Source organism: Halococcus morrhuae DSM 1307 (assembly GCF_000336695.1).
Classification (GTDB): Archaea; Halobacteriota; Halobacteria; order Halobacteriales; family Halococcaceae; genus Halococcus; species Halococcus morrhuae.
The window spans coordinates 1-11,573 of record NZ_AOMC01000003.1 but is presented as its reverse complement, the minus strand read 5'-3'; the positions used below and the strand labels follow the sequence as shown (position 1 = coordinate 11,573).

The 11,573-nt window shown below is 64.9% G+C and carries 13 protein-coding genes and 2 pseudogenes; 7 read left to right on the top strand and 8 right to left on the bottom strand.

The window, feature by feature from the left end:
• Both C448_RS00135 and C448_RS00130 read left to right on the top strand, forming a co-directional pair.
• A pseudogene (locus C448_RS00135) lies at positions 1-391 on the top strand (ISH6 family transposase); the annotation flags it as partial.
• 20 nt (positions 392-411) lie between these two features.
• Positions 412-873, top strand: a pseudogene (locus tag C448_RS00130) (CRISPR-associated protein Cas4); the annotation flags it as partial.
• Here C448_RS00130 and C448_RS00125 read toward each other — a convergent pair.
• Genes C448_RS00125 through C448_RS00115 form a run of 3 tightly spaced genes read right to left on the bottom strand, consistent with a single transcriptional unit; the run spans position 870 to position 2,232 of the window.
• The gene (locus tag C448_RS00125) at positions 870-1,445 is read right to left on the bottom strand and encodes an L-threonylcarbamoyladenylate synthase (protein ID WP_004050953.1); all 576 of its coding nucleotides are present in this window, start codon (positions 1,443-1,445) and stop codon (positions 870-872) included. The pseudogene C448_RS00130 and the gene C448_RS00125 sit on opposite strands and share 4 nt — an antisense overlap.
• The gene (locus tag C448_RS00120) at positions 1,442-1,948 is read right to left on the bottom strand and encodes a redoxin domain-containing protein (RefSeq protein WP_004050952.1); all 507 of its coding nucleotides are present in this window, start codon (positions 1,946-1,948) and stop codon (positions 1,442-1,444) included. The genes C448_RS00125 and C448_RS00120 overlap by 4 nt, the downstream gene beginning before the upstream one ends.
• A complete protein-coding gene (locus tag C448_RS00115; RefSeq protein ID WP_004050951.1) occupies positions 1,948-2,232 on the bottom strand; it encodes a glutathione S-transferase N-terminal domain-containing protein in 285 nt (94 codons plus the stop codon). The genes C448_RS00120 and C448_RS00115 overlap by 1 nt, the downstream gene beginning before the upstream one ends.
• Positions 2,233-2,485: 253 nt before the next feature.
• Between C448_RS00115 and C448_RS00110 the strand changes: the two genes are divergently transcribed.
• Together C448_RS00110 and C448_RS00105 are read left to right on the top strand one after the other, a co-directional pair.
• On the top strand, positions 2,486-3,748 hold the full coding sequence (locus C448_RS00110) for an RNA-guided endonuclease InsQ/TnpB family protein (RefSeq protein ID WP_049915987.1): 1,263 nt from the start codon (positions 2,486-2,488) through the stop codon (positions 3,746-3,748).
• A 123-nt stretch (positions 3,749-3,871) separates the two neighbouring features.
• A complete protein-coding gene (locus C448_RS00105) occupies positions 3,872-5,161 on the top strand; it encodes a hemolysin family protein (RefSeq protein ID WP_004050948.1) in 1,290 nt (429 codons plus the stop codon).
• Here the strand turns inward: C448_RS00105 and C448_RS00100 are convergent.
• Both C448_RS00100 and C448_RS00095 read right to left on the bottom strand, forming a co-directional pair.
• Entirely contained in the window at positions 5,148-5,834 is a 687-nt protein-coding gene (locus tag C448_RS00100) for a DUF5828 family protein (protein ID WP_004050946.1), read from the bottom strand. The genes C448_RS00105 and C448_RS00100 overlap by 14 nt on opposite strands.
• Before the next feature lie 11 nt (positions 5,835-5,845).
• The gene (locus C448_RS00095; protein WP_004050944.1) at positions 5,846-6,073 is read right to left on the bottom strand and encodes a hypothetical protein; all 228 of its coding nucleotides are present in this window, start codon (positions 6,071-6,073) and stop codon (positions 5,846-5,848) included.
• A gap of 84 nt (positions 6,074-6,157) precedes the next feature.
• Between C448_RS00095 and C448_RS00090 the strand changes: the two genes are divergently transcribed.
• Complete coding sequence (locus C448_RS00090) at positions 6,158-6,766, top strand: hypothetical protein (protein ID WP_004050941.1); 609 nt, start codon at positions 6,158-6,160, stop codon at positions 6,764-6,766.
• A gap of 5 nt (positions 6,767-6,771) precedes the next feature.
• Here C448_RS00090 and C448_RS00085 read toward each other — a convergent pair whose 3' ends face one another.
• The 3 genes from C448_RS00085 to C448_RS00075 all read right to left on the bottom strand — a co-directional run bounded on the left by C448_RS00085 (position 6,772) and on the right by C448_RS00075 (position 9,691).
• Complete coding sequence (locus C448_RS00085; RefSeq protein WP_004050939.1) at positions 6,772-7,167, bottom strand: hypothetical protein; 396 nt, start codon at positions 7,165-7,167, stop codon at positions 6,772-6,774.
• Between the two features lie 38 nt (positions 7,168-7,205).
• Positions 7,206-8,153, bottom strand: coding sequence for an A24 family peptidase (locus tag C448_RS00080; RefSeq protein ID WP_004050937.1), 948 nt, complete (start codon positions 8,151-8,153; stop codon positions 7,206-7,208).
• A gap of 68 nt (positions 8,154-8,221) precedes the next feature.
• Complete coding sequence (locus C448_RS00075) at positions 8,222-9,691, bottom strand: heme-binding protein (protein ID WP_004050935.1); 1,470 nt, start codon at positions 9,689-9,691, stop codon at positions 8,222-8,224.
• Between the two features lie 272 nt (positions 9,692-9,963).
• Between C448_RS00075 and C448_RS00070 the strand changes: the two genes are divergently transcribed.
• Entirely contained in the window at positions 9,964-10,359 is a 396-nt protein-coding gene (locus tag C448_RS00070) for a hypothetical protein (protein ID WP_004050933.1), read from the top strand.
• Between the two features lie 48 nt (positions 10,360-10,407).
• Positions 10,408-11,487, top strand: coding sequence for a hypothetical protein (locus C448_RS00065; protein ID WP_049915988.1), 1,080 nt, complete (start codon positions 10,408-10,410; stop codon positions 11,485-11,487).
• The last annotated feature ends 86 nt before the right edge of the window (positions 11,488-11,573 follow it).

Below are 11,573 nucleotides of genomic sequence, written 5' to 3'. Positions count from 1 at the left end.
CGCGGCGATCCGCGAACGGATCGCGCGAACGACCAAGCGCATTGAGAAGACAGCGTGGCAACTCTCACAGTTCGGTTCGAGGAAGGCTGCGGGGTATCTCCGGCGGTGGTTGCCGTCGATAGTGACGTTCGCCGAGCAGGCTCTTGAGGGGTTCGAGGTACCGTGGACCTCGAACCCCGTGGAACGAGCGATGGGAGAGGTAGCGAACCGATGCAAGAACCAATGGATGCGCTGGACAGAAGCCGGGTTAGAGGCATTGCTTCAACTCAGACTCGTGAAGTACGCCAATCCAGGTCACTACCGAACGTTCTTCGACGAACTCCTCAGTCGATCAACCAAAACAACCATGAGCTGTGACCTCTCAGTGGAGGCTACCAGAGGCAAAGTCTAGAGGACTTTGCGACACCACCAAATCTTTCGTGCGCGAAAGCTCGCTTCGACGCCTTCGACGAGCTCCGCGATCCTGCCGACCGCGACGTGCTCCTCACGGGCAAGGACTGCCGCGGCATCGCCCACAAGGTTTTGGAGCTCGATACACCCGTCCCATCGCTCGTTTCGGCCGGCAGTCCGCCCGAAAACGGCGTCTGGAAGCCCCAGACCGTCCACGCCGTCGCGGCCGCGAAGGCGCTCGCCTACGAGCGCGAGACGCCCGTCGAGCGTGCGTTCGTCGAATATCCGACCTACGGCGTGATTCGCGAAGTACCGCTGACGACTCGGCGGAAGGCGGCCTATCGGACGGCGGTCCGCACGCTCGAATCGATCGACGGTCCGCCACCGCGCCTCGACGACCGCTCGAAATGTGAGTCCTGCGAGTACCGCGAGGAATGTGGCGTGAAGACGCGGTCGTTGCGCTCGTTGCTCGGCCTCGGTTAGTCGAGCCACGCCTCGATATCCGCGACCCGTGCCCCGCGGCGGTGGATCGTGCCCGATGAGACGTCGACGACGCTGCTCTCGGTGCCCGGACATTCGCCGTCGTCGAGGACGGCCCCACAGGCCGTCCGTACCGATTCGCCGATCTCCGCGACACGTCGCGCGCTCGGCTGCCCGCTCACGTTCGCGCTCGTCGAGGTTGCCGGTCCGCTTTGTTCCAGGAGTTCCTGCGCCACCGGCTGGTCGGGCACGCGCACCCCCACTCGGGAGCGGCCGGCGGTCAGCACGTCCGGCACTTCCGGCCCCGCCTCGACGAGCACGGTGACGGGACCGGGCAGGAATTCGTCCATGAACCGCTGCTCGCGCTCGGTGGGCTCGGTGTGTGCGAGCGCCGCCTCGACGGTTGGCACGGCCAGCGAGATCGGCTTCTCGTGCGAGCGGCCCTTGACCGCGAAGACCCGTTCGACGGCGTCAGCGTCGAGCGCGTCGGCAGCGAGTCCGTAGACCGTCTCGGTCGGGTAGACGACGAGCCCGCCCTCGCGGACGGTCTCGGCGGCAGCCGCAACGTCCGTCATAGCTCGTCGATGGCCGCCTCGATCGCGTCGTAGTCGGGGAAGGATGGCCACTCCTCGGCGATCCACGCGTACTGGATCGTTCCGTCCCCGTCGACGACGAACGCCGCGGGTCGTGGCTCCGACACTCCGGCCATCCCGTCGAGATCGTTGACGATGTCGTATTTCTCGGCGACGCCGTTTCCGGGATCCGAGAAGAGTCGGGCGTCGACCTCACGCTCCTGGATGAGCCGCTTGTGTGCGTACGGCGTCGAGATCGACAGGCCGACGACGGCGATCTCGTCGGTCCAGCCACGCTCTCGGATTTCGTTCCACGCGTAGGTCGCGGGAAAGGCCCCATCCATCGGATGGAAGAGCAGGACGAGCGGGCCGTCCTCCAGTAGCGTCGAGAGCGACATGTCCGTCCAGAGCTCGCCGTCGACGAGCGGGCGGGTGAAATCGGGTGCCTGATCGCCGGCCGCGGGATGATCGGTGGCGTCGAGCTCGACCACGTCGAACTCGACCATCAGGCGTGCTCCCCGTAGGTGCCGTCGAGATATTCGACGATATTGGCGCTCTCGGCCATCGTCACGCCGGTGTTCGGATCGCTGATGGCTGGCACGGTGCGCTTGCCACAGGCGCGTTTGACGGCGTCGCGTTCGGAGTGTCGCGCCTCGACGAAGCGTGATTCGTAATCGATGTCGAGTTCGTGCAGCCGGCGGACGACGCGCTCGCAGAACGGGCAGGCCTGCAGCCGGTAGAGCACGAGCGGTTCGGTCGTCTCGGTGGCTGTCGATCGGGTGGTGCTCACGGCGACGGTTGGGGCGAGATCGGCCTAAGACCTTCGCCTACCCCACCGTTCTCGATCACCCAAAATACAGCGCGGATGCCCCTTCCTCAACGAGCGCCGGAGTTCCGATTATCGGTCGGAACGGAGACGCGAGTAGGGTGGGGATACGCGCCGTGAGCTTGGTTCGGCATTCGCCGGACATTGCACGGCCGGATATTCCACAATCGGAATACTTAGGTTTGTTCGGATACATAGGTTACGTATAGCGGATTCGATGATCACACGCACTTATCGAGCGAGGATTCGGAACCACTCGCAAGTGCGTGCCGATCTCGATTCGCTCGGGTTCGCCGCCGCGAAGCTCTGGAACGTTGGGCGGTGGACCGTCCAACGTGTCTGGGATGCCTGCGGCCAAATTCCCGACGCTAACGCGCTCATGTCCTACCTCAAGGGTCACGAACGCTACGTGGACCTTCATTCTCAGTCCAGTCAGCGAGTTCTCCAAGAACTCGGTGAAGCGTTCACCGGCTGGTACGGCAAGCGCGACAACGGGGACACGAAAGCGAACCCGCCCGGCTACCGCAAACGCGGCGACCAACACCCACGTTCGACGGTCACGTTCAAGGCGGCGGGCTTCAAGCACGACGCCGCGAACAACCGTATCCGACTCTCGAAGGGCAAGAACCTCAAGGACGGATGGTCCGACTTCGTACTCTGCGAGTACGATGTCATCGGTTCGCCCGAAACGAGCGTCGAAAACGTCCAACAGGTGCGTGCAGTCCACGAACACGGCGAATGGCGATTGCACATCGTCTGTCGTGTCGAGGTTGATGTGCCAGAGTCGTCCGGCAACGAAGTTGCCGGAATCGACCTCGGTATATGCAACTTCGCCGCCGTGTCGTTCGGTGGTGAATCCCTGTTGTATCCCGGCGGCGCGCTCAAGGAAGACGAATACTACTTCGCCAAGAAGCGTGCGGAATGCGATAAGAGTTCGTCGCGCGAAGCGCGGCGACTCGATCGCAAGCGCACCGACCGGCGGACGCACTTCCTGCATACGCTCTCAAAAACGATTGTCGCAGAGTGTGCCGAGCGCGACGTTGGGACAATCGTTGTTGGCGACCTCGCGGGAATCCGCGAGGACGACAACGGTGAAACCGCCGACTGGGGCGACCACGGCAACCTTGATTTGCACGGATGGGCGTTCGACCGCTTCACGACGATGCTCGACTACAAGGCTGAAGCCGAAGGTATCAGCGTCGAACCCGTTTCCGAAAGGGATACGTCGAAGTCGTGTTCGGCCTGCGGCCGAACCGACGACAGCCAGCGCGTCGAGCGCGGATTGTACGTCTGCGGCGAATGCGGGCTGGTCGCCAATGCCGACAGTAACGGTGCGGAGAATATCAGACAAAAGGTACTCCCGAATCCTCAGCGAGAGGATAGGGATAACGGCTGGTTGGCACAGCCAGCGGTTCGCCTGTTCGACCGTAGCGAGGGCCGGTTCGCCCCGCGAGAACAAGAGCCGAACCGCGAACCTTAATATCCCAACTGCGGTCGGGAATCCCCGCCCTCAGCGAGCGCCCGTATGGGCGCGAGCAGGGCGGGGAGGATGTCAAAACCATGCGAACGTTTAATCCGGCCGGCGGGCAAGAGCGCCACGTCGATGTATCTCCCCGCGTTCGTGTTGGCCCCGTTCGCCACGCCGCTCGCCGTCGATGTCCTCGGGATTTCGGTCGACGAGGGCACGTTCGTCGCCATCGGCGTCGCCGTCGTCGTCGTCCTCATCGTCCTCTCGGCGTTCTTCTCCTCCTCGGAGATCGCCATGTTCTCGCTGGCCGCCCACCGCGTCGAGGCGCTCGTCGAGGACGGGACACCCGGCGCGGCGACGATGGCCGAACTCAAATCGAACCCGCACCGGCTGCTCGTGACGATCCTGGTCGGGAACAACCTCGTCAACATCGCCATGACGTCGATCACGACGGGGCTGCTCGCGCTCTACTACCCACAGGGCGTGGCCGTCGCCATCTCGACGTTCGGCATCACGGCGCTCGTCCTGCTGTTTGGCGAGAGCGTGCCCAAGTCCTACGCCGTCGAGAACACCGAATCGTGGGCGCTGACGATCGCCCGACCGCTGAAACTCGCCGAGTACGGACTCCTCCCGCTCATCGTCGTCTTCGACTATCTCACCCGCCAGATCAACCGCATCACCGGTGGCGGGTCGGCGATCGAGACCTCCTACGTGACCCGCGACGAGATCCAGGACATCATCGAGACGGGCGAGCGCGAGGGTGTCATCGCCGAGGACGAACGCGAGATGCTCCAGCGTATCTTCCGGTTCAACAACACCATCGCCAAGGAGGTGATGACGCCGCGGCTCGACGTCACCGCCGTCACGACCGACACGAGCATCGAAGAAGCTATCGAGACCTGTGTCCAGAGTGGTCACGCGCGCGTCCCGGTCTGTGAGGGCAGTCTCGACAACGTGATCGGCACCGTGCACATCCGCGATCTCGTCCGCGATCTCAACTACGGCGAGTCGGGCGATCTCGACATCGAGGACCTCATCCTGTCTCTTATACACATCTCTGAGCGGGCTGGCNAGATGTGTATAAGAGACAGGATCGTCGGCGAGATCCTGGAGGGCGGCGAGCGCGAACCCGTCGAGACGATCGACGAGGACACGGTGCTCGCACAGGGTGAAGTCAACATCGAGGACGTCAACGAAGCGCTCGACATCGAACTGCCGGAGGGCGAGGAGTTCGAGACGATCGCGGGCTTCATCTTCAACCGGGCCGGCCGGCTCGTCGAAGAGGGTGAAAGCATCGATTACGACGGCGTCGAGATCACGGTTGAGGCGGTCGAAAACACGCGTATCACGACCGCGCGCGTCCATCGGCTGCCGGAGACCGAACCCGAGACCGTCGCGGTCGACGACGACCCTAGTTCGTCGTGAAGTCCGCCGTCGAGTTCTCCTCCGGCGCTTCGGTGCCCTCGACGGCCTCGGAGACCGACGTCCGCTTTTCGGTCGTGACGTGCCAGCGGTCGATTTCGTCGTCGTACTCGGCGAGGCGCTCGCTCACTCGCTCTTTGAGATCGTCGTCGTTGACGTTGACCTCGAAGACGTAGCCGTCGTAGTCGCCATCGCGGGCGTTGCCGGTTCGCTGAAGGTTCGCACTGATGAGGTCGTTGTCGAAGTAGTAGGGTGCGACCTGCGTCATCACGTTTCTGTACACCGTGTCCTCGACGGTGCGGATCGCCTTCCGACCCGCCGAGTCGGCCGCGCGGGCGACGTATTCGAGCGACTCACTCCAGGAATCGACCGCCTCGTCGGTGTCGTCGAGTTTCTCGTAGGATTGCGAGAGCTTCTCGCCGGCGCTTTTGAGGTCCTCGTTCGGCTGCTTGCCGGCGCGTTCGCCCTCACCCTCCTCGATCGATGCCTGTTCGGCGGTCTTCTCGTTGACGTCCTCGTCGAGGCGCTCGTGGCTTTTCGGCCGCCATTCGTCCCACTCGTCGAACGCCTCGCCGTCGGCATCGAACTCGGCGAGCGCACGCGTGATCCGTTCGCCGTGTTCGACGATCTCGTTCCATCCGCCGCGCTCTTTGAATCCGGAGATACTCTCTTCCATCGAGTTCCTCGTTATCGTCCGTAGGTGAGTCGCTGTACGAACCCATCGAGTCTGTTCTTCGCCCCGGCGAACCACGCCGATGGCGAGACACGCCGGAGTTCGTCCTCAGAGAGCTCGATGCGCGCGTCGGCGAACGGGTCGTCGTTCGCGCGCTCCGCGTCGCTCTTTCCCTCCGCCGCGATCTCGGTCACGGACGTCATGGCACACCGACCGCACGTCTCGCGGTCCGTTCCACCCATGCTCGCCCCCTATGTCGAGCGACTGCTTAAGCGTTCGCGTGGCAGCGACCGTGTACTTTTGTTCGCCTCGCCCCTCGCCCCACTATGAGCCATCGCGGTGGCGACGATGCTGACTCCGCCCGCGCCGAGGCGGACCTCGACCTGCCCGCCCTCGACGACGAGTATCTGACCCGCGTCGCCGAGCGTCTCCAGTTCAACTACGATCTCGACGCCGACCGGCGGGTTCACGGCGAGTCGTTCGCGCTCTCCGGCGCGCTCACGCTCGAAAGTCACAAACAGTTCCTCCACTCGGCGCTCTCGTACGGCCATCACGAATCCGTCGAACGGCTGTACGCGCGCCGCTGTGACGGGGTGAGCGTGGCCGATCTCGAAGCGCTCGTCGCGCTCGGTCACGATCTCGGCGCGGGGATCGACGCCGACGAGGAACACTTCAGCACGGAGTTCACTTTCGCCCTCGTCGCCCCGCGGATCCCCGACGAGGTACGCGCGTTCGTCGCCGGTTTCAGCGACCGAACGTTACTCAAATACGGCTATCACGGCCACTACGAGATCAACCTTCTTGTCGCCGCACCCGATACCGAGGAACTGGTTGCCAGCGAGAACGCCGAGGTCGCTGCCGCCTTCCGGCTCTGGGAATCCGACGAGCCCGAATCGAGCGGCCTGGCTGCACGGCTCGCCGGCCTGTTCGGCTGACGGGCTCAGTCTACCCCTACCCGTTCGCTCTCGGGTCGTTCGTCCGCGGGCAGCGAACGAACCAGCCCGATCCCGAACTGGAGGGCGGCCAGCCCGACGCCGAGGACGAGCAACTGGAGCGCGAGCCGCAACCCCGGCGCGAGCGGGAGCCAGAACCCCACGCCGCACAGCGCCGCGAGCGAGACGACGACCGCCCACGCGCCGCTCCACGGATCGTAGCCCGCCACCCGTTCGCTCCCCAGCGGGACGACCGAGCGGTGTTCGAGCGTGAGTCCGGTTGCGACGGTATAGACACCGGCGAGCGTCGCCGCCAGCGCTGCATCGGCGACGAGCCAGCCGTAGGTCGCACAGCCGATCGCGAGACCGAGACAGCCACCGACGGCCCACGAGCGCCGCTGCATGGCGCTCGTTTCGACATGCTGACGCATAGTGTTTGCCCTCAGAACAGTCCGAACACGCCCAGCACGGCGTACAGCAGGTCGCCGTAGACGAGCGCGAGACAGAGCCCGACGAACAGCGGGACGAGAAACGGGATGGCGGGCGTCACCCAGAGGCGCTCGTGGCGCACGAGCGTATCGAGCGCCGCGCGCAGGCGTGCCGGCGTCGTTCCGTACGCACTGCCCTCGACGGCATCGAGAAACGCTGCCGCGCCCCACGGATCGACGCGCTCGCCGCCGTCCGTGAGCGGTCCGACGGCCCCGTCGCCCGGCGTGGGTCGCTCCGCCGGGAGGCTTGCCGGGTCGCGCGAGCGGTCGGGGCTCGCTCGGAGCGTTTCGAGCGTCGTCTCGCGCCAGCGGAGATACATCCGCAGTGCGTCGAGATCGAGCCCCGCTTCGAGCCCGTTCGCACGCGCGAGGAGTCGCCCGTGTGTCTCCGGCAGCTCGCGCCAGCGGACGGGGCGGCCGAGAAACGCGACTAGACCCACGCGTCCGGCGAGCGCATTGCGGGCGAACAGGACGAACGGCACCGCTCCACCGACGAGCGCCGCGTTCGTCAGCACCGTCAGCGAGAAGACGCCGCTGGTTTCGGCGAGCGGTATCACCAGCGAATCGAACGGTCGGTAGATCGGTGTGAACGGAAAGAGCAGACAGAGCGTCGCGAGCGCCTTCGCGTCGGCACCGCCGAACGCACCGACGCGCCAGAAGAGGACGCCGAGCGGGGCGACGACGCCGAGACTGATGACGAGTCGGAGCACGACCATCCCGGCATCGACCGACGCCGTGCTCCGGAGAACGCTCGCCACGTCCCACGTCAGCAGCGCCGCCCCGAGCACGAGCAGCGGCAGCCACGTCCGATTGGGGACGCGGCGCGTCCGAACGTCGCGGACGGCCGCCCAGCCGAACAGCGGGAGCGAGAGCAGGCGCAGCAGATCCGGGAGCGCGTTCACGATGCAGAGCCTCGGGGATGGGACAAAAACGCTTCGCCCGTTTCGGTCGGAATGGCCGCGATATCCGATCAGGCGAGGAACACGTGTCGGGGCCGGTCGGCGAGCACTTCGCGGCCGAAGGAGACCGTCTCGCGGAACTCGTCGCTGCGGAAGAAGGCCATCGCGTCCTCGCGCGAGCGCCAGCGGCTGGCGATGAACATGTCGTTCTCGTTCTCGCGGTTGACCAGCAGGTCGGTCTCGTCGTGGCCGTCCATCTCCGCGAGGAGATCGGTGACGGTGCCGAACCGTTCGACGAACGCCTCGCGCTGGTCGGGTTTGGTCGTGTAGAACATTCCCATCGTACCGAACCCGTCGTCGCCGTCGCCGCGACCGCGCGCGACGATGCCCGGGAGATCGGAGAGGAAGCCGCCGGCGGTCTCGGCCGCGCTCGCGGTCTCCCAGATGCTGACGACCGCCGACTCTCCACCATCGGGGTTACCGTAGACGGCCGTTTTCACGTGGGTATCATAGTGCTCGAAGTTGCCGCGCAGTCCGGAGACGTCGTCGGCGAGTTCGTCAGGATCGGCCTCGGAGTAGAGCACCATCGCGTGGACGTCCTCGCCGTGGGGCTGGCCCGCGTAGATCCCCTCCTCGTCGAGCACGTCGCGGACGGTTTCGCTTTCGTCTTCACCCTCACTCGATTCGTCTCCGTGATCGCCGTGTGGACTCCCCTCGCCGTGGCTCGTGTCCGTACCGGCATGGGGATGATCGTCACCGGTCGGGACGGGTTCGCCGGCGAGCACCGCGCCGAGATCCTCGGGCGGGAACCGGCGACCGAACCGGAACCGGCCGAACTCGCCGAAACGCGAGCTCGACGGGTCGAAGCGCATCTCGTAAAGCAGTTTCTTGATCTGTGCGGGATCGTCGGCGAACAGCGTCACGCCCCACTCGTAGTCGTCGAGGCCGACGGAGCCGGTGATGATCTGCGTGACCTTACCCGCGTAGTCGCGCCCGATGTCGCCGTGGCCGCTCATCAGGTCGGCGCGCTCGTCGAAGGGGAGGTCGTACCAGTTGTTCTCGGGCCCGCGGCGCTTGTCCATCGGATAGAAGGAGACGTACTCGCTGTCGGGGATGTCTGGTTCGAGCCGGGACTCGATGTAGTTGGCCATCCCCGTGTCCTGAACCTCCTCGCCCTCGAAATACTCCTGTGACATGTAGCCCGACACTTCGGTCACGGAGAGATACGAGTCGGTCTGCTCGGTGAACCCGGCGAAGGCCGTTTGCTCGAACCGGCGTTCGGCAGTATCGAGATCGGCGATCGTGGGCCGGAGGTGGAGGAGCATGAGATCGGCCTCGTGACCGAGAACGCTGAAGACGGCCGACCCGCCCACATCGGCGTCTGCGAGCGCCTCGTGATCGCGGAGATAGTCGACGCCCTCCTCGATGGCGCGCTCGCGCTCGCGTTCGGGGGCCGCCCGCCAGCCGTCCCAGTCGATGGTCCGAAAGTCGTGGAGTACGTACCAGCCCTCTTCGGTTTGGGGTGGCTCTCGTCGGCTCATACACGGAATTTGGGCGAGTTGAACAAGGGTCTTGCGCGTTCGGCACGAGCCCGGTAGCTTCGACGGCGACGCCGGACGCGAGGAGTCGTGTCGGTGACTCTCCCTGCATGCGAAAGCAGACACTATTACATGCCGTGCTCGCTATACGCACGTGAGTCGATCCTCCCGCATCTCTGAACCATGAACTGCCCCATATCGAACATACCAGTGGGTGAGTCGGACACGTCGGCGATCGTCCCCACCCGATCGATCGTACCGATCCGGAGGGACTCGTGAACGGGCGGTCCCTGCAGCGCTGTTTCGTGGCGACGATCGTGGTCTGTAGCCTGGCGTTCGGCGGCTGCCTCACCCTCGATCCGACCGTCACGGCCGACACGAACGGTTCGGCGGTCTTCGAGCGGATCGCGCCGAGCGAATCGTGGTCGAGCCAGCGCGTTCGAGCGAAAGCGACCCTCACCGCCTCGCCATCGGCGGGCAACGTCTCGACGATCACCGTCGTCTCGGCGAGTGGGACGAGCTTTTCGACGGCAGCGATCGATCCCGGCCAGACGAACGTCTCTCTCGAACTGCCGGCGAACGAGACCGCGACGCTCGTCGCCAGCGATGCGGTCAACGGCACTACGATCGAGAAGTTGAACGTCACGACCGGCGGTGACTCGCTACTATGATGTCCGCTCGACACAGTTGGCTTCGTCTGAAGCGTGGAGGAATCGCCGATGAGTGATTCGACGACCGATGCCGACAGCGTCACGCGACCGGCCGACACGATGCGCGAACGCGTCGGCGAGAGCCGGGCGAAGATCTGGTTTCTCATCACGGCGAACCGCTGGTTCGTCACGGTGGTCTTCCTGTTGTTGGCGTACGTGACACTCGTCGTCCTCCACGTGTTCGGGCCGAGTTCGGTGCGGAAACTCGTCACGACGAGCGCCGTGACGTCGCTGTTCTCGTCGGTCATCATCGCGCTCATCACGAGCATTACCCTCGTGCTCTCGATCTCGCAGTTCGTGCTCTCCGAGGAGATCGACACGCTCGGCACGCAGCGCGAACAGATGCGAAGCGTGACCGAGTTCCGCAGCGACGTCGAGGAGCGGACGGGGATCATGGCGAGTCCGGCCGAACCGTCCCGGTTCCTGCGGGTCCTCATCGAATCGGCCGACCAGCGCGCACGCCGTCTCAGGGAGACGGTCACCGACGGCAACGACGAGCTCCAAGAGATCGCGAGCTACGCCGACGGGCTGCTGGACCACAGCCAATCCGTGACGGACGAGCTGAAGGATACCGATTTCGGCTCGTTCGATGTCCTGTTGCCCGTGATCAACTACAACTACTCCTGGAAGATCCACGCGGCGCGCAACCTTCGGGCGAAATACGCCGATTCGCTCTCCGAGGAGGCCGACGAGAGCTTCGACGAGCTCATCGAGGCGCTGCGATTTTTCGGTCCGGCGCGCGAGCACTTCAAGACGCTCTACGTCCAGTGGGAGATCATCAACATCTCGCGGGGCGTCCTCTACGGCGCGATGCCGGCGCTGGCGATCGCCGCGTACATGATGCTTTCCTTCGACGCCGCGCGACTGTTCGGCACCACCGTGTTCGGCATCGACGCTGCCTTCCTGTTCACCAGTGCGATGTACGTGTTCACCCTCTCGCCGTTCGCCGTGGTGCTCGCCTACGTCATGCGAGTGCTCACGGTGATCAAACGAACGCTGGCGATCGGCCCGTTCGTGCTCCGGGAGACCGACCAGCTCGAATCGGCACGCTACGACGAACTCTCCGAGGTCAAAGAGGGGGACAATTGATGTCCTCGCACGCCCTAAAGGACGTGGAATCCCACACAGTGGGAACCCGACGAGCCGGGGAGGTTCCGGGACTCCGGGACCGACCC

Excerpts from the sequence above, each read along its gene's own strand:
- C448_RS00090 (WP_004050941.1), top strand. The coding sequence starts at position 6,158 with ATGAGCCATCGCGGTGGCGACGATGCTGACTCCGCCCGCGCCGAGGCG.
- C448_RS00065 (WP_049915988.1), top strand. The coding sequence starts at position 10,408 with ATGAGTGATTCGACGACCGATGCCGACAGCGTCACGCGACCGGCCGAC.
- C448_RS00110 (WP_049915987.1), top strand. The coding sequence starts at position 2,486 with ATGATCACACGCACTTATCGAGCGAGGATTCGGAACCACTCGCAAGTG.
- C448_RS00125 (WP_004050953.1), bottom strand. The coding sequence starts at position 1,445 with ATGACGGACGTTGCGGCTGCCGCCGAGACCGTCCGCGAGGGCGGGCTC.
- C448_RS00120 (WP_004050952.1), bottom strand. The coding sequence starts at position 1,948 with ATGGTCGAGTTCGACGTGGTCGAGCTCGACGCCACCGATCATCCCGCG.
- C448_RS00085 (WP_004050939.1), bottom strand. The coding sequence starts at position 7,167 with ATGCAGCGGCGCTCGTGGGCCGTCGGTGGCTGTCTCGGTCTCGCGATC.
- C448_RS00100 (WP_004050946.1), bottom strand. The coding sequence starts at position 5,834 with ATGGAAGAGAGTATCTCCGGATTCAAAGAGCGCGGCGGATGGAACGAG.
- C448_RS00095 (WP_004050944.1), bottom strand. The coding sequence starts at position 6,073 with ATGGGTGGAACGGACCGCGAGACGTGCGGTCGGTGTGCCATGACGTCC.
- C448_RS00075 (WP_004050935.1), bottom strand. The coding sequence starts at position 9,691 with ATGAGCCGACGAGAGCCACCCCAAACCGAAGAGGGCTGGTACGTACTC.